This is a genomic window from Pseudomonas fuscovaginae SE-1, from assembly GCF_000364705.1.
Classification (GTDB): Bacteria; Pseudomonadota; Gammaproteobacteria; order Pseudomonadales; family Pseudomonadaceae; genus Aquipseudomonas; species Aquipseudomonas fuscovaginae_A.
This window is the reverse complement of record NZ_AQOH01000330.1, coordinates 1-18,736: the sequence shown is the minus strand read 5'-3', so window position 1 is coordinate 18,736 and position 18,736 is coordinate 1. Positions and strand designations below refer to the sequence as shown.

Below are 18,736 nucleotides of genomic sequence, written 5' to 3'. Positions count from 1 at the left end.
GTGGGAGCCGGCTTGCTGGCGATCCCGCCGCAGGCGGCCATTCAGCGCCACCTGCCGCATCAGCGAGATCGCTATCGCCAGCAAGCCGGCTCCCACAGGGCCAGGCACAGCCCCAGCATTCATTTCACCGACTTGAGAAATGCCGCCGTCTCCGGCTGCAACGGGTTGCCGATGACCTGGTCCGGCGCGCCGATCTCGTGCACCAGGCCGTTGCGGAAGAACGCCACGCGGTCGGAGACGTCGCGGGCGAAGCGGATCTCGTGGGTCACCAGGACCATGGTCATGCCGTCCTCGGCGAGCATGCGCATGGTGTCCAGCACCTCGCCCACCAACTGTGGGTCGAGCGCCGAGGTGGCCTCGTCGAACAGCATGTAGTCCGGCGACATCGCCAGGGCGCGGGCGATCGCCATGCGCTGCTGCTGGCCGCCGGAGAGCTTGCCGGGGAAGGTCTTGAGCTTGTCGCTCAGGCCCACGTGGGTCAGTTGGCGCACCGCCAGTTCCTCGGCGTCCTGCCGGCTCTTGCCGAGCACCTTGCGCGGCGCCAGCATCACGTTTTCCAGCACGGTCAGGTGCGGGAAGGCGTTCCATTGCTGGAACACGATGCCGATTTTCTGGCGCAATTTGTTCAGGTCGGTGGCGCGGTCGTGGACCTCGATGCCATCGACGCGGATGCTGCCCTTGTGGATCGACTCCAGGCCGTTGATGCACATCAGCAAGGTCGACTTGCCGGAGCCGGAGCCGCCGATGATCGACACCACCTCGCCCTTGTTCACCGTCAGGCTGACGCCCTTGACCACTTCCAGGTCGCCGAAGGATTTGTGTACGTTGTCGATCTCAATCATTTTCTTGCCACCTTCTTTCCAGACGAGCGCCCAGGCGGGCGACCACCAGGCTCATGACGTAGTAGATAAGGCCCGCGATGCACAGCACCAGCAGCGGTTCCTGGATACGCGTGACGATGGTTTGCGAGGCCCGCAGCAGTTCGATGATGCCGATCCACATCACCAGCGCGGTGTCCTTCATGACCCCCAGCACCAGGTTCAGCCAGCCGGGGAAGGCCACCCGCGTGGCCATCGGCAGGACGATCCAGCGCAGGTCCTGCAGGTAGCTCAGCCCCAGCGAGCGACTGGCCCGGCGCACGCTCGGCGGCACCGAAAGCACGCCGCTGCGCACGATTTCGGTGAAGTAGGCGGCGGCATAGATCCCCAGTACGATGCAGCCGACGGAGAAGGCGCTGATCTTCAGGCCGATGATGCTCTTGAACGAGTTGAACAGGACGAACTGGATCAGCAACGGCACGCTGCGAAACACGTCCAGCACCCAGGCCAGCGGCAGGCTCGCGCGCGGCAGCAGGGCGCGCAGCAGGCCGAACAGCAGGCCGGCGACGCTGCCGAGCAGGATCGACCAGAACGTCAGTTGCAGCGTGACCCAGGCGCCGCTGAGCAGGAACAGCAAGTCATTGGCGGTAAGACTGGTGGAAAACATCGAGCAGACCCCCTCAGTAGCGGAACAGCCGCCAGGACAACAGCCGGGCTATCGCGACGATCGCCTTGGCGATCAGGTAATACAGCACCGCCGCGATGGCGAAGTATTCGAAGGTGCGGAACGTCTTGACGTTGTATTCCTGGGTCACCCCGGTCAGGTCGTTGTTGAGCCCCACGACCACCCCCAGCGAAGTCATCAGCACGGCCCAGACCATCTGGTTGGTCAGCGGGTAGTACACCACCCGCAGCAGTTGCGGTACGACGATCATCCGGTAGGCCTGGAAGGCGCTCATGCCCAGCGAGCGGGCGGCGCGCATCTGGGTGCCGGGCACCGCCTTGAGGCCGCCGCGGAAGTTCTCCGCCAGGTAGCCGGCGTTGTTGAAGGTGATCCCGGCCAGCAGCGCGAACCAGGAGCTGACATGCAGCCCCAGCGAGCCGAGGCCGAAGTACAGGATGTAGATCTGGAACAGCGACGGGGTGTTGCGGGCGATCGACACCCAGCCGTTGGCGAAGCCGCGCAGCGCCGGCTGCCTGGCCTCGCGCATCACCGTCAGGGTGAGGGCGATCAGCACGCCGAAGATCATCGACAGGGCGGCGGTCTCGAAGGTCACCCAGGCGCCGCTGAGCATGTCGGGCAGGGCCCGGAAGGCCGCGCGCCACTGGAAGGTGTAGTTGAAGTTAAACATGGGGCGTTTCCTTCTGTTGCAACCAGGTCGGCAGGCGTCCACTGGCTTGGGCGGTGCAGGCACTGTCGACACATTCGGCGAGGCTGGCGAAGTGCACATGGCGCCCGACCAGGCCCGGCGCGTAGTGGGCGTACTTGCCGGAGTTGGTCATCAGGGTGCGGGCGCCGGGCGGGATCACCGGCTCGCCGAGCATGCACCAGCAGGTGTCGGTGACCAGCGTGGCGCCGAAGGCCTCGATCGATTCCAGGTGGCCGGCGCTACGTGCCTGTTCCAGTACGGCCCGGCCGCAGGTGATTGCCATCACCACGGCAGGGTGCTTGTGGCGGCCCTTGCACAGCCGCGCCAGGTGGTCGAATTCACCGAGGGAAAAGTGCGGGTTGCCCAGCGCGATCACGTCCACCGCCGGCGTGCGTGCACTGTTGAGTTCGTGCCAGCTCTTCAACAGGTCACTGGGCTCGATGCGTTCCACGGGCAGTGACGGATCAGCCAACGGTGCCGGGTCGACGGCTTCCGGGGTGACCCCGGCGATATGGAACAGCGGCGCCGCCGAGGTGGTGGCGAATGCCGCGCCGAAGGCCTTGAGGTCGTCGAGGCTGGGCTGATGGTGCTCCAGGCCACGCACCAGCGGGATGCGGCTGCCGCAGAGCAGGCCGATGTGATAGCCGAGTAGCGGGTAGAAGGCGTCGTCCAGGCCGGTCAGTGGCGGGACTTCGATCTGCAACTGCGCCTTGCGCCCTTCGGCCAGGTGACAGCCGGTCAGCGGCGCGCGGCCGGTCAGGGCGATGCAGATGTCCAGGTAGTCGGGGTATTTCCGGGTTCGAGCCCCGAGCACGCTGTTGGCGTAGACCACCGCATTGGATTCGGCCCAGACGATCTGCTCGCCAGCCTTGGGCGCGCTGTCGAGCAGGTAGGGCGCACAGGTGTAGCTCGGTTGCGCGCCCATGGCCATGTACGCCGTGCCCAGGGCGCTGGCGGGTTCGCCGAGAGCCGGGTCGACCCCCAGCTCGCGCCAGCGGCGCTGGTCCACGGAAATCGAATTGAGGGTGGTCGGGACGCGCACGTGGGCGCCCCATTGCACCAGTTGTTCGGCGAAGCGCAGGCTTGCCGGCCCGGTATAGATGCAGCCGTCGATGTGTGCCTGGGTCACGTCCAGCAGGGCCGGGGCATCCTGCAGTTCGGCCATCTGCAGGACGATCTGCATGGCCACCTGGGCAGCCTTGCCGTAATCGCCGTCCAGCAGGCTCCGGTCGTATTCGCTGAGCTTGACACCGGTACTTGTCGGGCAAGTCGGAACGGATGTCGCCGAGGCCTGCCAATCATCTTTGGGGCAGGCGTCGAACAGGCTCAGGCGAGTGCCTTCGAGCCGGGCGAAGGCCTGGCCGCGCAAGGCGGCAAAGGCCTCCTGGCCGATGCACAGCACCGGCAGGGAACGTTCGAAAATCACCTGGGCCACCCGCACACCCAGGGTCAGGATCTCATCGGCCTCGGCCAGCACCAGGGCGGCCGGTGCCTGGCCATTGCTGATCGCTTCCATCATGACGCTGCTGCCGGTGCAGGAGCCGCGGCCGCAGGGCAAGGCCAGCACGCGACCGGCCAGCCGTTCGCCGCTGAGCGGGTGATGGCGGTCGATCACCTCGCCGCTGAACGGATCGACACCGCCCCAGAAGCTCAGGCCGACATCGGCGAACAGCAGGGGACCTTGGGCAGACCCCTCGACCAGACTGCGTCCGGCCAGGACAGTGGGCGTGCTGGGCATTGAGCGCTCCTCAGTAGTAGACGTGGGGAACGGTCAGGTCGGTCGGCGGGATCTCGGTGCCGACCCACTTGGTGAACAGTTCCTTGTAGCGTCCGGTACGCACCTGCTGGTTGACGAACAGGTTGAGGTAGTTGATCAGGCCGTACTCGTTACGGGCGGCGCCCAGTGACACATAGTCGATCACGTACGGGGCGTTGCCGACGACTTTCAGGCCCTTGTACTTGCCGGACTTGAGGGTGGCGGCGGCCACGGTGTTGGTGACGACGGTGGCGTCGATATGCCCTTGCGCCACGGCCAGGATGGTGTCGTTCTGCGACTGGTAGGCGCGGAAACTGCCGCTGCCCCAGCTCTTCTGGTCTTTCTCCAGGGCGATGGCTTCGTAGGTGCTGCTGGTGTTGCCGACATTCTTGCCCTTGAGATCCTCGTATTTAGTGATGCCGGTGTCTTCGCGGGTCAGCACGACCATCTGGAAGGCGAAGTAGGGGATGGTCATGCCAATGGTCTTGGCCCTTTCGAGGGTATCGGAGGTAGAGGCGGTGATGACGTCGACGCGGTCCGACATCAGGGCGGGGATACGGTCGGCAAACGGTGTCTCGACGACCTCGGCGGTGACCCCGAGGACTTTCGCCAGGTCGTTGCAATAGTCGACGTCGAAGCCCACCGGTTTGTTGCTGGCATCACGCGAGCCCATCGGCGGGAAGTCGAGGGTGACGGCACAGCGCAGCTTGCCGGAACTGATGATGTCATCGAGCTTGTCGGCCTGGGCCGTGGCGATGAAGGAAGAGCTGAGAACCACACTGAGCGCTGCGGCAAAAACGGGATTTTTCATGGAAGCCTCGTTTGTCGGTGAGTGGTGTTGGCTATCGTATTATGAATTTCGTATACGATATTAGATTAGCAATGACTGTGCCTGTTTCGAGGTGGGTGGGTCAATTCATTGCGAGGCATTGAGTTAGAGGGGATCGCGTGGTTTGGGGGCAGGGTAGCTGATGGGGGCAGGAGACAGGATCGTGTTACAGATGGGAGCAGTTGGCAGGCAACACGCCCCCTAAGGGAACACAGTGGGCACGGTACCTCGTAGGAGCCGGCTAGCTGACGAGAGCGATCTACCAGACAACCTCTTCGGCGCCTGGGACGACGCTATCGCCAGCAAGCCGGCTCCTTCCTACGAGGTACCGTGCTGTTCTGGGTAGTCCGTTTGCTCGGAAGCAGCCGGTGGCTCAGCCTTGCCGGTGCGTCTCGCGATAATGGCTCGGCGATAACCCGGTCAACGCCCGGAACTGACGGCTGAAGGCACTGTGGTCGGTGTAACCGCAGCGCAGGGCGATCTCGGTGATCGGCAGGTCGGCCTGCAACAGCAGTTGCGAGGCTTCCTCCAGGCGTGCCTTGTGGATCATCTGCCGGGGCGTGAGCTGGAAGATCCGCTTGCATTGGCGCTCCAGCTGGGCCACCGACATCCCGGCGATGCGGGTCAATTCGGCAAGGCTGATGGGCTGGGAGAAGTGCTCGCGGATATGCGCGTCCACCGCCGCGACTTTCGAAAAGGAGGGGTGGTTCGACTGTGGCAGTTGCAGGTCGCGGGAAATCCCGGCCAGTCCGACGATCCTTCCCAGCGGATCGCGCAGTGGCACCTTGTGGGTCAGGCACCAGATCGGCTGGTTGCCGTAATACAGGTGCAATTCCAACTGGTCGGCCAGTTCGCGGCCGCTGCCCAGCACCCGGCGATCCTGTTCGGTGTAGGAGGCGCCGAAGCGCTCGGGGAACACCCGGTCGGCGGTCAGTCCCAGCAACTCTTCGGTGTGCCTGAAACCGCAGCGTCGGGCCAGGGTGTGGTTGGCGAACGCGTAGCGGGCCTCGCTGTCCTTGATAAAGAACGCCACGTCCGCCAGGGTGTCGAGCAAGGGGGCAATGGCGTGCAGGCTGCTGAGCAGCGTGGGCAGGTCGCAGGGCTGGAAGTTGTGGAGCGAGGCGTACATGGCGGCAGACGTCTGGTGGCAACCCCCCGGATCATAGTGATCCGCCGAGGCTGCCGAAAGCCCTGTACCGCGCTTCATGCCGGTGGCGTGTCGTCCAGGCACAACAGCGTGTCGATCCGCGCCGGGCTGAACGGTGGACGCGGCGCCGGGGTTTGCCAGCCGAACAGGTGGGCGGTCGCGCCGCCGCAGACCCGCCCCTGGCAGGCGCCCATGCCACAGCGGCTGGTCAGCTTCGCTTCGCGCCAGTCACGATGGCCGGTCAGCGCGGCATGGGTGACATCCTCGCAACGGCACACCAGGGTGTCCGGTTCGGCCAGGGACTTGAGCCGTGGATCGAGTGCAAAGGCGCGGTTCAGGGTGTCGGCAAAGTCTTGCCAGCGCTCCCTGCGCGACCACAGGCCACGGGCACGATCCCGCTCGCCGACAGCGGTATGGCCTGCGATCGCGCCTTCGACCAGGGCCAGTTCGCTACCGCCGAAGCCGGTGCATTCGCCGGCGGCGTAATGGTCGGCAAGGTTGGTGGACTGCCAGTCGTCGACCGCCAGGGCCTGGCCGTCGAGTGCACAGCCCAGGGCCTGGCCGAGCTGGGTGTTGGGGATCAGGCCGAAGCCACAGGCCAGGCGATCGCAGGCCATTTCGACGACCTTGCCGCGTTGGCGCAGGCGTACACCTTCCAGGCGCTCGCTGCCCAGGGCCGCGAGCACATGGGTGTCGGTACGGTAATGGCGATCGAACAACCCGAAGGCTTGCAGCCCCTTGTGTGGCCAGCGTGGCAGTTGCGCGGCAAAACCTGCCACGGCCGAGCGCGAGGCCTGTTCGGCGATCCGCAGAATCCGGGCCCCGGCCCGCCTGGCCGTGGCGGCGCTGGCGAGCAACAGGGGGCCGCTACCGGCGATCACCAGGCGTTCGCCGTTCACCGGCAGGCCGCCCTTGACCAGGGCCTGCAGGCCGCCGGCCCCGGTGACGCCAGGCAGGGTCCAGCCGGGGAAGGGCAGCAGCAGCTCGCGGGCGCCGGTGCAGAGGATCAATTTGTCATAGCGGACCTGCCAGCCCCGCTGGGGGTCTTCGAGCAGCAGTTGTTTCGGAGCGCTTTGGGCAATCACCCGGGTGGCCGGGCAGTGCCGCACGTTGGCGCACTCCAGCAGGCGCTGGCGCAGTTGCCGGGCCAGAGGCGGCAGCTTTGCCTGTGGCCCGTCGCGCCAGATCTGCCCGCCCGCCAGCGGGTTGTCGTCGATCAGGGTGATACGTGCGCCACTGGGCGCGGCGGCCAGGGCGGCCGCGATGCCGGCGGGCCCCGCGCCGATGATCAGCAGGTCGGTGGTTTCGATCATGGCCGGGTCTCCACGCGCATGCCTTCGCTGCACAGGGTCTGGCAGGCCAGGCGGCGGTCGCCGTCGATGCTGACCCGGCATTCCTGGCAGATGCCCATGCCGCACAGTGGTGCCCGGCGGCGACCGCTGACCGACGTACGACAGCAGCCATCACCGCCCAGGGCCAGTGCGGCAGCGACGGTGGTGCCTTCGGCGACGCGCAGGGCGCGGCCGTCCAATGTCAGTTCAGGCATGGCTCGAGACTCCAGGAAAGCGCTGGGGCAGGTAGGGCGTAGCCTCCAGCGGCGGCGTTTCGTTGAACAGTTGCGCGACCAGCAGGTCGGCGGTGCCGGGCGCCGTGGTGACGCCCAGTCCTTCATGGCCGACAGCCAGCCACAGCCCCTTGCGCCGTGGATGTTCACCCACCAGCGGCAGGCCGTCGGGGCTCGCCGCGCGCAGGCCGGTCCAGGCGCGGATGGCGTTGAGCCGGGCCAGTCCCGGCAGGTACTCGACGGCACGCCTGAGCATCTTCGCCAGCATCCAGCTCTCGACCGTGAGGTCGCGGGTGCCGAATTGCCGCGAGGCGCCGATGAACAACTGACCGGTCGGGCGTGGCTGGATGTTGCAGGCGGTGGAGGGCCCCTTGGCGTTGTGGGCGCTGGTGACGTAACCCAGTTCGACCAGGGTATGGGTGACGCTGCCGGGGTAACGGTCGGTGATCAACAGGTGGCCCTTCTTCGGCTCGATGGGCAACTCCGGGCACAGTTCATCGGCCTGCACGCCATTGGCCAGCACCACCGCATTGGCGGTCAGCCAGTGACCGTTGTCGAGTCGTACCCGATTGCCGTCGATTTCGCTGACCAACGCCCGACGTTGGCGGATACCTGGGGTCCTCAGCATCCAGCTCGCCGTGGCCGGGGCATAGAGAATGCCGTCGCCGTGAATCAGCAGGCCACCCTCGAGTCCTTCGCGCAACTGCGGTTCGCGCTCGTGCAGCGCTTGGCCGCCGAGCAGTTCACAGGCGATGCCGTGGGCCTGCAGGTTGTGGTACTTGCTTTCGGCCACCGCCATTTCCTCGGCGTTGGCCGCGATCCACAGCGTGCCGTTGTTGCGGTAGGCGCAGCCTTCGGGCAGCTCGGGCGCGTGCTCGCGCCAGCGTTGCACCGAGTATTGGCTCAGCGCCAGTTCGGCCGGGTTGTCATCGAGCACCAGCAGGTGGCCCATGCCGGCGGCCGTGGCATTGGGCAGGCCGGCATCCAGCACCAGCACGTCCAGGCCACGCCGGGCCAGGGCCTGGGCGCAGGCGGCACCGACGATACCGGCGCCGATCACGATCATGTCGGCTACGGTGCCTTCGTTCACAGGCGGATGCCCCAGGCGAATGGGTCGTCCTGTTCGAGGATCAGCGTCGCTTCGGCGCTGATGTACGCCCGACCGCGAATGGTCGGCACGATGCGCTCTCCGGCGGCTTCGTAGGAGCCTTCGAACTGGCTGCCAATGACACTGGCCTGGCGCCAGACCTGTCCCGGTTGCAGCTTGCCGTCTGCCGCCAGGCACGCCAGCTTGGCGCTGGTGCCGGTGCCGCAGGGCGAGCGGTCGTAGGCCTTGCCGGGGCACAGGACGAAGTTGCGGCTGTCGGCCTGGTCGTCGTCGGCGAACAACTCGATATGGTCGATCAGGCCGCCGTCCTCGCCGCGGATACCTTGCTGTTCCAGCGCCTGCTGTACGGCGAAGCTGTAGGCGGTCAGTGTTTCGAGGTTGTCGCTGGCGACGTCGAGGCCGTGTTCGGCGATCAGGAAGAACCAGTTGCCGCCCCAGGCGATGTCGCCCACCACCTGGCCGATGCCTTCAACCTCCAGTGCCACGGCGCGTCGGTAGCGATAGGACGGCACGTTGCGCACGCTGACCGAGCGGTCCTCGTGCAGGGTGGCATGCACCGTGCCGACCGGGGTTTCGATGGCGTGGGTGCCCGGGCCGATCCGTCCCAGATGGGCGAGGGACGCCACCAGCCCGATGGTGCCGTGGCCGCACATGCCGAGGTAGCCGGTGTTGTTGAAGAAGATTACGCCGGCACAGGCCAGCGGGTCCACCGGCTCGCAGAGCAGCGCTCCGACCAGCACCTCGCTGCCGCGAGGTTCGAGGACGCAGGCCGCCCGCCAGTTGTCGTACTGTTCGGCAAGACGCTGGCGGCGCTCGGCCATACTGCCGTGGCCCAGGTCGGGAAAACCGGCGGTCACCAGGCGGGTGGGTTCGCCGCCGGTATGCGAGTCGATCACGGTGATACGTTTCATGGCAGGCCACTGTCGAATGAAGGAGTTCGCAGAGTGGCCTGCACGGGGACCGTCCGGCTTGATGCTTTTATCAGGTGCTCATGACGAAATCAGCACAGTGGCATCTGGCTCGGTGCGCGCGCGCGGCAGATGTTCGAGCAGGGTCGCACAGACACCGGCGATGTGCTCGTCGAGCAGTTTCACCGCCCGTTCCACATCCCGGGCGCGGCAGGCCTCGATGATTTCCCGGTGCTCGTGGTCGGCGCGCTCCTTGCCGGCGGACAGGCTCATCTGCATGCGCAGGTAGCGTTCCAGCTTGTCGTTGACCGAGCGGATCATGCCCACCAGGAACGGCCGTTGTGCCGGCTCGTAGAGGCAGGCGTGCAGTTCCCAGTTCAGTTCGGCCCAGCGGCCGACATCGTTCTCGCCGACGAACTCCTGGCAGATGCGCTCGGCCTTGGCAAAGGTGCTGTCGGTCATGTTCGGGATCGCCAGGCGCAGCACCTTGTCTTCGAGCAGCATGCGCACCTCGAACATCTGCGCCAGTTCCAGCTCGGAGAGCCGCGTGACCATCGCCCCGCGGTTGCGCTGGAACATCACCAGCCCCTCGGCCTCCAGCCGCTTGAGCGCCTCGCGCACCGGAATCTTGCTGACGTTGAACTGACGGGCGATCTCGTCCTGGCGAATCGGTTCGTCCTCGGCGAAATTGCCGGCGACGATCGCATCGCGCAGGTGGCGGGTGATGATCTCCGAGGTGGAGGGCGCGTTGCCAAGGTCCGGTAGATTGAGTTTGGGTAGGGACACGGCGCGATCATTCGAGAGGGATGGAGGGGATATGGTATACAAAAAACGTTTTGTTTTCCTTTCCTGACGACGAGGTGGGTTGCCTGACGACGCCTGGGCGCATGCCAGGCGCCTGGAGGTTGCGCGGAAAAAGGGTGGGCTTGGATTCAGAGCGCTCGCAGCACCACAATTCCAGGGGTCTTTTTCACATAGGCCAGGAAGGGCGAGTCGATGACCTGGTAGTGACTCGACTGGGCCGAGGCATTGCGCAGCACCGGGCCCTTGTCGGTCATGATGAAGATGCCGGTGTGGGTGACGTCCAGGCCCTGGGCCGGGGTGTAGATGCCGATGTAGTCGCCGGTGTGCAGCCGGCTGATGACGGCCTCGTCGACGAACTGGCTGGGAATGTAGTTGATGGCGCGGGTCACTTCACTGCCCGACTGGCCGGTTTGGCCGCCGGCCGACGGGGTCCTCAGCACCTTGGTGACCGTGGTGCTGGCAGAGCTGGTTTCGCGGGTCACGTCGCGGGCGTTGAGCGGCGTGGCATGGGCCCAATCGGTGAAGAAATGCTTGCGGTTGAGGTAGCTGATGTCGCCGTGTTCGTAGCGGGTACGGACCACGTTCTCGATGAAGCGTGGCACGCTGTCGGATTTGCGCAAGGCCTCGACGTAATCCAGGTAGGTGAAGCAGTCCAGGCCGCGGAAGTCGATCACCAGCTTTTCCGCCGAGGTTGCCGAGCCCACCAGCATATGCGGTACATAAGGCGTGCCGAGGAAGCTGGCGGATATCTCGTCGATGCGTCGGCCGGTGTCGGGGTGGCCTTCGCTGGCCAGCCGCGACTCGATCAGCCTGATCTTGCCCAGGGTGTAGTCGTCCAACTGGACCGGCGTATCGGGCGGTGTCCGGGTAAAGCCGGTCAGCATCAGGCCGATTGCCAGACCCGGGACGATCGACAGCATCTTGTTCATACAGCCTCCGAAAGGCACCCCCGCTGTTCTGCGGGCGAGTGTGCCGCCGAGCATTGTTTTCTCCCGCGTGAGGGCTGTCAAAGAAAACCGTACAACGGCCTTTCGAACAATTTTGAAGGCGTTGCACGAACGCGATATTCTCGTGCCACCGGTTTCCTGGTTTTCCTTGAGCATCATCACGCATGTCCGAATCACCACCCGCGGGGCACCGCCAGTTCAGCCGCAGCCTCAAGACCCTGAATCTCGCTTACCTGAACGAGTCGGGGCAGGGCACGGTCACGCCACCGCCACCTCGGCGGATCGCCTTCGTGCTGCTCGACAACTTCTCGATGATGGCGTTCACCGGCGCGTTGGATGGACTGGTCACCGCCAACCTGCTGGGGCGGGCACCGCTGTATGAAGTGAAGACCTTTGGCATCGATCACCTGCAGATCGCCTGCGACCTGGGCATCTCCATCGCCGCCGATGATTGCATCAGCGCCTTGCGCCCAGACGGTGCCGACCTGCTGATCGTTTGCGGCGGCCTGCGCAGCCCGTTGCAGCCGGCGGGCAAACTGGTGGAGAAACTGCGCCAGTGCGCGCGCGCGTCGATGCAACTGGGCAGCCTGTGGAACGGCTGTTTCCAACTGGCCCACGCCGGCCTGCTGGATGGCCGTTCCTGCACCGTGCATCCGGAGAACCGTGCCGGGTTGATGGAAATCTGCCCGACGGTACGGCTGCTGCCGCAGCCCTATGTGATCGATGGCGGGCTGATCAGTTGTGCCGGTGCCAACAGCGCTCTGGGCCTGATCCTCAACGTGATTCGCGCCCAGCAGGGCGATGAACTGGTACGCGGGATCGAGGCGATCCTCAGTTGCGACCGCAGCGAGCAGACCGACCACATGCCGCTGGCCCGTGTCTCTCGCGATCCTCGTTTGCCGGTGGCCCTGCAAAGCCTGCTCGACCTGATGGAAAACAACATCGAGGATCCGTTGGAACTCGACCAGTTGGCGAGCTACGTCAACCTGTCGCGGCGCCAGGTCGACCGGCTGTTCCAGCAGTTCATGCAGAGCTCGCCCAAGCGCTACTACCTGGAGCTGCGCCTGACCCGGGGGCGGCAACTGCTGTTGCAGACCAACGAGTCGGTGATCAACATCGCCACCGCCTGCGGTTTCGTCAGTTCGGCGCATTTCAGCCGCTGCTTCCGCGACTTTTTCGGCCACACCGCCAGCGAAGCCCGAGCGCGTCACCGCTGATGCCTCACCTTCGGCCTTGACCTCGATCAAGGCCGGCTCCCTCCACCGCGCTACTGTAGCCACTCCAGTCGGGCCATGGATTGCTCCTCGCAGCAGTGGGCCCGGTACATGCTCAAGGAGGAGGTTAGTCATGCGCTCATTGAAAATCATTCTGCTGTCCACCGCGTTCAACGGCCTGACCCAGCGGGCCTGGTTGGCGTTGCGCGAAGCCGGGCACGAGCCCAGCGTGGTGTTGTTCACCACTGAAGAGGAGGTCTGCCGGCAGATCGAGGGCAGCGGTGCGCAACTGGTGATCTGTCCGTTCCTCAAGGACCGCGTGCCTGAGCAGTTGTGGCGCAATACCGAGCGTCCGGTGGTGATCATCCATCCGGGGATTATCGGCGACCGTGGCGCCAGCGCGCTGGACTGGGCCATCAGCCGCCAACTGCCGCGCTGGGGCGTGACGGCCCTGCAGGCCGCCGAGGAGATGGACAGCGGCGCGATCTGGGCGACCAGCGAGTTCGAGATGCCGGCCCAGGTGCGCAAGTCGCAGTTGTACAACGGCCCGGTGGCCGATGCGGCGCTGATCTGCATTCACGAGGTGGTGGCGAAATTCGGCACCGACTTCGAACCGATGCCGCTGGACTATGAGTCGCCAGACGTGCGAGGGCACCTGCAACCGAACATGAAGCAGAGTGACCGCGGCTTCAGTTGGCATGACAGTGCCGAGTTCATCAAGCGCCGTATCGATGCCGCCGATGGCCAGCCCGGGGTGCTCGCCAGCCTTCAGGGCGAACAGTACTACCTCTTCGACGCCCATCTGGACAGCCGTTGCGGAACCCCCGGGCAACTGCTGGCGGTGCACGACGACGCGGTTCTGGTCGCCACCGGCGATCACAGCCTCTGGATCGGCTCCCTGCGGCGCAAGCCCGCGGCCGGTGAGGAAACCTTCAAGCGTCCGGCCCGCCACGTACTGGCCGGGCGCCTGGACCAGGTGCCGACCCTGGACTGGTCGATCAGCACCCATCGGCATTGCCTGGAGGCCTACCAGCCGATCCGCTATCGCCAGGTGGGCGATGTCGGCGAACTGACCTTCGAGTTCTACAACGGCGCCATGAGCACCGAACAGTGCCGCCGGCTGGTCAGCGCGTTGCGCTGGGCCAGGGCGCAGGACACCAAGGTCCTGGTGTTCCGCGGTGGGCAGGGCAGCTTCTCCAACGGTGTGCACCTGAACGTGATCCAGGCGGCCGCGGTGCCGGGGCTGGAAGCCTGGGCCAACATCCGTGCGATCAACGATGTCTGCCGCGAACTGCTCGCTGCCCGGCAACTGGTGGTCAGCGGCCTGACCGGCAGTGCCGGGGCGGGCGGGGTGATGCTGGCGCTGGCGGCGGACGTGGTGCTGGCCCGTGACGGTATCGTGCTCAACCCGCACTACAAGACCATGGGCCTGTACGGTTCCGAATACTGGACCTACAGCCTGCCGAGGGCAGTGGGCGCCGACCTGGCATTGCAACTGACCCAGGAATGCCTGCCGCTGAGCACCACCCAGGCACTGGCGATGGGCATGATCCAGGGCATCGGTCCGCGTTGCCATCAGGCCTTTGGCGAGTGGTTGATGGGCGAGGCCCAGCGCCTGGTCGATGAGCCGCACATGGCTCGCGAGAACAAGCAGGCGCCGGACCTGGAGGCCATGGAGTACTGTCGCGACCTGGAACTGGCGCAGATGCAGCAGGACATGGTCCAGGACCGCAACGGCTTCGCCGGCAAGTGCCGCAACTTCGTGTTCAAGCGCAAAGCCTGTGGCACTCCGGAGCGATTGATCGCGCCCTGGGCACGACCAACCCGGACGGCGGGCGTGCTGACCTGCTAACCCAGCACGTGGGCGTGCCCGAAGGCTGACACCAGCACCTGGCTGCCGACCTGCGGTGCCGACAATCCGCTGCTGCGCACCAGCAGCGGACGTTTCCCCGCGTTGGTGAGCTCCACCGTCAAGGTGCAGGTGTTGCCGCCGAAGTCGCAGTCGGTCACCACCGCCGGGCTGCCCACGATCTCACCTGAGCCAGGCATGGCCAATTGCAGTTGTTCGGGACGCAACATGATCTGCGCCGGGCCATGCAGCCCTTCGTTGTTGACCGGCACCTTGCCCAGTTCACACTCCGCCCAGCCATCCTCGATCCGCGCCGGAAGAATGACCGCATCGCCGAGAAACACGGCGGTGGCGGCGTCGATCGGGCGCAGGTACAGATCCATCGGTGCACCGGCCTGGACCAGCCGGCCCTGGCGCATCACCGCCAGTTGATCGGCGAACGACAGCGCTTCGGCCTGGTCATGGGTCACCAGGATGGTGGTCACGCCGGTATCCGATAACAGGCGCGCGACCATCTTGCGCATGGCCGCGCGCAGCCCGGTGTCGAGGGCCGAGAAGGGCTCGTCCAGCAGCATCAGCCGCGGGCGCTGGGCCAGGGCCCGGGCCAGGGCGACCCGCTGCTGTTGGCCACCTGACAACTCATGAGGCCAGCGGCGGGCCATCTGCGCATCCAGGGCGACCCTCTCCATCAATTCGGCAATGCGCGGCTGCTTCTCGGCGGACTTGCCGCAGAGACCGAAGCCGATGTTGTCGGCCACGGTCATGTGCGGGAACAGTGCCCCGTCCTGTGGCACGTAGCCGATCAGGCGCTGGTGAGCGGGGATCGCGGTGTGGGCGTCCACCAGCGGCTGGCCGTCGAGCACGATGCTGCCCGAGTCGGGGAATTCGAACCCGGCGATCATCCGCAGCAGGGTGGTCTTGCCCGATCCCGACGGGCCGACAATGGCCGTGCGACTGCCGGTGGCGATCGACAGGTTGATATTCTCCAGGGCCGTCTGCGCGCCAAAGAATTTGTACAGCGATTTGAGTTCCAGAGCGTTCATCGGCCCGCCGTGCGTTTGGATTGATGGTAGAGAAGCCCGGTCAGCGGCAGCGACAGCAGGATCATGATCAGGGCGTAGGGCGCGGCGCCGGCGTAGTCGATCTCGCTGCTCAGGGCCCAGAAACCGGTGGCCAGGGTGCGCGTGCCGTTGGGCGCCAGCAGCAGGGTGGCGGTCAGTTCGTTGATCACGGCCAGGAACACCAGCGCCGCGCCGGCGGCGGCACCCGGTGCGGCGAGGCGCAGGGTGACCAGCCAGAGGGCCTTGGCCGGTGAGCGCCCCAGGCTCTGGGCGATGTTCTCCAGTTCGACCGGTGCCTGGGCGATACCGGCCCGCAGGCTGACCAGCGCCCGCGGCATGAACATCAGCAGGTAGGCCAGCAGCACGGTGATCGAGGTCTGGTAGATCGGCCGGACGAAGTGGATGGTCATCGTCACCAGCGCCAGGGCGACGACGATGCCCGGCAGCGAACTGGTGATGTAGTTGCAGCTTTCCAGCAGGCGATGCAGCCGGCCAGGGGCGCGGATCGACAACCAGGCCACCGGTACCGCGGCGCCGGTGGTCAGCAGGGCCCCGGCGGCGCCGAGAAGCAGCGTCTGCTGCAGCGCCGGCCACAGTTCGTCGGCCTGCCAGACCTCCAGGCCACCGGCGACCAGCCAGTTGCCCAGGGTGATCAACGGCACCCCGAGGGCCAGTGCACTGCTGAGCAGTGGCAGGGCCAGGCCCAGCCACTTGCCGCCACGACCGAGTCGCACGGTGCGTTGCTGGCGAGCGCTGCCGGAACCGACCCGGGCGTAACGCGCCTTGCCACGCGCCGCCGACTCGACGGTCAACAGACCCAGGCAGCACAGCGCCAGCAGACCGGCCAGGGTGTGCGCCGCCGGGCCGCTGAAGGTCGACTTGAACTGGTCGAAGATCGCCGTGGTGAAGGTGTCGAAGCGGATCATCGCGTAGAGGCCGTATTCGGCCAGCAGGTGCAGGCCCACCAGCAGCGAGCCGCCACAGATCGCCAGGCGCAGTTGCGGCAGCACAATGCGCACGAACACGCCCCAGGGCTTGAGCCCCAGTGACTCGCCAACGTCTTCGATGGCCGGGTCCAGGCGCCGCAAGGTGGCGGCGATGGGCAGGTAGAGGAACGGGTAATAGGCGATCACCGAAACCAGCACGCCGCCGCCCAGGCCATGGATCGACGGCACCAGGCTGACCCAGGCGTAGCTGTGGACGAACGCCGGCACCGCCAGCGGCGCGGTCGCCAGCAACGACCACAGGCGCCGACCGGGCAGGTCGGTGCGTTCGGTCAGCCAGGCCAGCGCCAGGCCCAGCACCACGCACAGTGGCAGGGTGATCAGTGTCAGCAGCAGGGTGTTGATCGCCAGTTCCGCCACCCGGGGGCGCCATACCAGTTCCAGCAAGGCACTCCAGCCGGTCTGCCAGGCCGAGAGGATGACGAAGGCGATGGGCAGCAACGCCAGCAGGGACATCAGCAGCGACAGTCCGATGATCCACGGATTGCCCTGGCGACGGAAAATGGTTCTGGTTCGCCCAGGCGAAAACGCCGCAGGCGCCTGAGCGGCTGCGGCGGGGTCCAGAGGGAGATTGGACTCCGGGATCAATTACAGGATTCCGGCCTGGGTCATCAGGGCCACGGCCTTCTTGCTGTCGAGTTTCGAGACGTCGACCTTGGGTGCGTCGAGTTCCTTGAGCGGTATCAGCTTGGCGTTGGAGCCGGTATCGACGCCGACGGCGTATTCGAAGGAGGTGCCGTCGCGCAGAACGGCCTGGCCGCCCTTGCCGGTGATCCACTTGAGGAACGCCTGGGCTTCTTCCTGGTGTTTGCTGGACTTGAGTACGCCACCACCGGAGAGGCTGACGAAGGCGCCCGGATCCTGGTGCTTGAAGTAGTGCAGCGAGGTGTTCTTGCTGTTCTCGCCAGTCTTGGCCTGGTCACCGAAGCTGTAGTAGTGGTAGATCACCCCGCTTTCCACCTGGCCGGCATTGACGGCCTTGAGCACGGCACTGTTGCCACGGTAGATCGCGGCGTTGGTTTTCATCGCCTTCAGCCAGTCGAGGGTGGCCGCTTCACCCTTGAGGGCCAGGACGGCAGCGACGATGGCCTGGAAGTCGGCACCGGCTGGCGAGGCGGCCCAGCGGCCTTTCCACTCGGGCTTGGCCAGGTCGAGCAGCGACTTGGGCAGTTGCGCCTCGGTCAGCTTGTCCTTGTTGTAGACGAACACGGTGGAGCGTGCGGCGATGCCGACCCAATTGCCGTGGGCCGGACGGTAGGCGGCGCCGACCTGCTCCAGGGTGGTCGGGGCAACCGGGGCGAACAGCTTGGCGTTATCGACCAGCACCATGGCCGGCGAGTTTTCGGTGAGGAACACGTCGGCGGGCGACTTGTCGCCTTCCTGGACGAGCTGGTTGCCCATCTCGGTGTCGTCGCCGTTGCGCAGGGTCACCTTGATCCCGGTCTCCCGGGTGAAGCCCTCGGCCCAGGCCTTGGTCAGGCTCTCGTGCTGGGCGTTGTAGACCACGATTCCATCGGCGTCGGGCGCCGCATAGACGTGACCGGCGCCAAGCACGGCGATGGCCAGCAGGGTCGTTTTGAACAGCGAAGGGAAACGGGAAATCATTGTATGGAAGCTCCTGCGGTCTTGTGTGCAGTCTCAGGGTAGATGCCGAAGAGCGGGAGCGAGGCAGGATCGCGCCTCATTCGTCACTCTGGTTAAACAATAGGAATCATTCGCATGTTTGTCCGGGCGGCAATGTAGAGGGGCAAATGAGAAAAAAACGTCAAATAAATCGTTAAGCGGCGTTGTGTGCCGATCGGTTCAGTCGGGTGACAGCACCGGATTGCATCCCTGCAATGGCGGGCCAGGCATCAGTCCTGGCGGGCGAAGCGGATCACCAGGCGGGCGAAGTAGGCTCCGGTGAAAATCACCGCCAAAAGGCGCAGGGTCTGCATCGCCAGGACCAGGCCGACATCGGAATGGGTGTCGACCGCGATGATTGCCATGGTGTCCAGGCCGCCGGGGCTGGTCGCCAGGTAAACCGAGAGGAAGTCCAGGTCCAGCCATTTCGCCAGCAGCCAGGCGGAGGCGGCGCACAGGGCGATCAGGCTCATGGCGCTGAGGATCATCACCGGCAGGCGCTTCCAGACGTAGAGCACGGTAGGGCGGTCGAAGCGCAGGCCGACGTAGCAACCGATGGCGCCATAGGCCGTAGCCAGCAGCCAGGCCGGCAGGGTGATGTGGAGCAGGCCGGACAGCTGCAGCGCGCCGCCGATCAGCAATGGCACCAGTAAGGCGCCGGCCGGTACACGGGTGCCGAGCAACACCCCGACCGCCACGGTCGCCAGCGTCAGCCCCAGGCTGAGCAGGTCCAG

18 protein-coding genes are annotated in these 18,736 nt (G+C 65.8%); 2 read left to right on the top strand and 16 right to left on the bottom strand.

Features of this window, described 5'->3' with window-relative positions:
• Positions 1–119 precede the first annotated feature (119 nt).
• The 12 genes from K675_RS0126300 to K675_RS0126245 form a co-directional block, all read right to left on the bottom strand.
• Positions 120–842, bottom strand: a complete 723-nt coding sequence (locus tag K675_RS0126300; RefSeq protein ID WP_017906451.1) for an amino acid ABC transporter ATP-binding protein — start codon at positions 840–842, stop codon at positions 120–122.
• Entirely contained in the window at positions 835–1,485 is a 651-nt protein-coding gene (locus tag K675_RS0126295; protein ID WP_017906450.1) for an amino acid ABC transporter permease, read from the bottom strand. The genes K675_RS0126300 and K675_RS0126295 overlap by 8 nt, the downstream gene beginning before the upstream one ends.
• A gap of 13 nt (positions 1,486–1,498) precedes the next feature.
• Positions 1,499–2,170, bottom strand: a complete 672-nt coding sequence (locus K675_RS0126290; RefSeq protein WP_017906449.1) for an amino acid ABC transporter permease — start codon at positions 2,168–2,170, stop codon at positions 1,499–1,501.
• Entirely contained in the window at positions 2,163–3,926 is a 1,764-nt protein-coding gene (locus K675_RS0126285; RefSeq protein WP_017906448.1) for an aconitase X, read from the bottom strand. Before K675_RS0126285 ends, K675_RS0126290 begins: the two co-directional genes overlap by 8 nt.
• A 10-nt stretch (positions 3,927–3,936) precedes the next feature.
• Complete coding sequence (locus tag K675_RS0126280; RefSeq protein ID WP_017906447.1) at positions 3,937–4,755, bottom strand: transporter substrate-binding domain-containing protein; 819 nt, start codon at positions 4,753–4,755, stop codon at positions 3,937–3,939.
• Positions 4,756–5,146: 391 nt separating this feature from the next.
• Positions 5,147–5,902 carry an AraC family transcriptional regulator gene (locus K675_RS0126275; RefSeq protein WP_017906446.1) on the bottom strand — a complete coding sequence of 252 codons (756 nt, stop codon included), beginning with the start codon at positions 5,900–5,902 and terminating at the stop codon, positions 5,147–5,149.
• A 74-nt stretch (positions 5,903–5,976) separates the two neighbouring features.
• Positions 5,977–7,233, bottom strand: a complete 1,257-nt coding sequence (locus K675_RS0126270) for an NAD(P)/FAD-dependent oxidoreductase (RefSeq protein WP_017906445.1) — start codon at positions 7,231–7,233, stop codon at positions 5,977–5,979.
• Positions 7,230–7,466, bottom strand: coding sequence for a (2Fe-2S)-binding protein (locus tag K675_RS0126265; RefSeq protein ID WP_017906444.1), 237 nt, complete (start codon positions 7,464–7,466; stop codon positions 7,230–7,232). The genes K675_RS0126270 and K675_RS0126265 overlap by 4 nt, the downstream gene beginning before the upstream one ends.
• Entirely contained in the window at positions 7,459–8,574 is a 1,116-nt protein-coding gene (locus K675_RS0126260; RefSeq protein ID WP_017906443.1) for an NAD(P)/FAD-dependent oxidoreductase, read from the bottom strand. Before K675_RS0126260 ends, K675_RS0126265 begins: the two co-directional genes overlap by 8 nt.
• A complete protein-coding gene (locus K675_RS0126255) occupies positions 8,571–9,503 on the bottom strand; it encodes a 4-hydroxyproline epimerase (protein WP_017906442.1) in 933 nt (310 codons plus the stop codon). The genes K675_RS0126260 and K675_RS0126255 overlap by 4 nt, the downstream gene beginning before the upstream one ends.
• Positions 9,504–9,581: 78 nt before the next feature.
• Positions 9,582–10,286 carry a GntR family transcriptional regulator gene (locus tag K675_RS31425; protein ID WP_017906441.1) on the bottom strand — a complete coding sequence of 235 codons (705 nt, stop codon included), beginning with the start codon at positions 10,284–10,286 and terminating at the stop codon, positions 9,582–9,584.
• Between the two features lie 146 nt (positions 10,287–10,432).
• Positions 10,433–11,233 (bottom strand): N-acetylmuramoyl-L-alanine amidase-like domain-containing protein, encoded by an 801-nt coding sequence (locus K675_RS0126245; protein WP_017906440.1) that lies wholly within the window; start codon positions 11,231–11,233, stop codon positions 10,433–10,435.
• Between the two features lie 182 nt (positions 11,234–11,415).
• Between K675_RS0126245 and K675_RS0126240 the strand changes: the two genes are divergently transcribed.
• Positions 11,416–12,468, top strand: a complete 1,053-nt coding sequence (locus K675_RS0126240) for a GlxA family transcriptional regulator (protein ID WP_017906439.1) — start codon at positions 11,416–11,418, stop codon at positions 12,466–12,468.
• A gap of 130 nt (positions 12,469–12,598) precedes the next feature.
• Positions 12,599–14,317 carry a hydrogenase maturation protein gene (locus K675_RS0126235; RefSeq protein WP_017906438.1) on the top strand — a complete coding sequence of 573 codons (1,719 nt, stop codon included), beginning with the start codon at positions 12,599–12,601 and terminating at the stop codon, positions 14,315–14,317.
• Here K675_RS0126235 and K675_RS0126230 read toward each other — a convergent pair.
• The 4 genes from K675_RS0126230 to K675_RS0126215 all read right to left on the bottom strand — a co-directional run.
• Positions 14,314–15,357: an ABC transporter ATP-binding protein gene (locus K675_RS0126230; protein ID WP_017906437.1), complete on the bottom strand. Its 1,044-nt coding sequence runs from the start codon at positions 15,355–15,357 to the stop codon at positions 14,314–14,316. The genes K675_RS0126235 and K675_RS0126230 overlap by 4 nt on opposite strands.
• Positions 15,354–16,964 (bottom strand): ABC transporter permease, encoded by a 1,611-nt coding sequence (locus K675_RS0126225; RefSeq protein ID WP_026145554.1) that lies wholly within the window; start codon positions 16,962–16,964, stop codon positions 15,354–15,356. The genes K675_RS0126230 and K675_RS0126225 overlap by 4 nt, the downstream gene beginning before the upstream one ends.
• A 3-nt stretch (positions 16,965–16,967) precedes the next feature.
• Positions 16,968–17,984: an iron ABC transporter substrate-binding protein gene (locus tag K675_RS0126220; RefSeq protein WP_017906435.1), complete on the bottom strand. Its 1,017-nt coding sequence runs from the start codon at positions 17,982–17,984 to the stop codon at positions 16,968–16,970.
• 248 nt (positions 17,985–18,232) lie between these two features.
• A partial coding sequence (locus tag K675_RS0126215) for an AbrB family transcriptional regulator (protein WP_017906434.1) occupies positions 18,233–18,736 on the bottom strand: 504 nt, incomplete at its 5' end.

Coding starts and splice junctions, on each gene's coding strand:
- K675_RS0126300 (WP_017906451.1), bottom strand. CDS start 842: ATGATTGAGATCGACAACGTACACAAATCCTTCGGCGACCTGGAAGTG.
- K675_RS0126295 (WP_017906450.1), bottom strand. CDS start 1,485: ATGTTTTCCACCAGTCTTACCGCCAATGACTTGCTGTTCCTGCTCAGC.
- K675_RS0126290 (WP_017906449.1), bottom strand. CDS start 2,170: ATGTTTAACTTCAACTACACCTTCCAGTGGCGCGCGGCCTTCCGGGCC.
- K675_RS0126285 (WP_017906448.1), bottom strand. CDS start 3,926: ATGCCCAGCACGCCCACTGTCCTGGCCGGACGCAGTCTGGTCGAGGGG.
- K675_RS0126280 (WP_017906447.1), bottom strand. CDS start 4,755: ATGAAAAATCCCGTTTTTGCCGCAGCGCTCAGTGTGGTTCTCAGCTCT.
- K675_RS0126275 (WP_017906446.1), bottom strand. CDS start 5,902: ATGTACGCCTCGCTCCACAACTTCCAGCCCTGCGACCTGCCCACGCTG.
- K675_RS0126270 (WP_017906445.1), bottom strand. CDS start 7,233: ATGATCGAAACCACCGACCTGCTGATCATCGGCGCGGGGCCCGCCGGC.
- K675_RS0126265 (WP_017906444.1), bottom strand. CDS start 7,466: ATGCCTGAACTGACATTGGACGGCCGCGCCCTGCGCGTCGCCGAAGGC.
- K675_RS0126255 (WP_017906442.1), bottom strand. CDS start 9,503: ATGAAACGTATCACCGTGATCGACTCGCATACCGGCGGCGAACCCACC.
- K675_RS0126245 (WP_017906440.1), bottom strand. CDS start 11,233: ATGAACAAGATGCTGTCGATCGTCCCGGGTCTGGCAATCGGCCTGATG.
- K675_RS0126240 (WP_017906439.1), top strand. CDS start 11,416: ATGTCCGAATCACCACCCGCGGGGCACCGCCAGTTCAGCCGCAGCCTC.
- K675_RS0126235 (WP_017906438.1), top strand. CDS start 12,599: ATGCGCTCATTGAAAATCATTCTGCTGTCCACCGCGTTCAACGGCCTG.
- K675_RS0126230 (WP_017906437.1), bottom strand. CDS start 15,357: ATGAACGCTCTGGAACTCAAATCGCTGTACAAATTCTTTGGCGCGCAG.
- K675_RS0126220 (WP_017906435.1), bottom strand. CDS start 17,984: ATGATTTCCCGTTTCCCTTCGCTGTTCAAAACGACCCTGCTGGCCATC.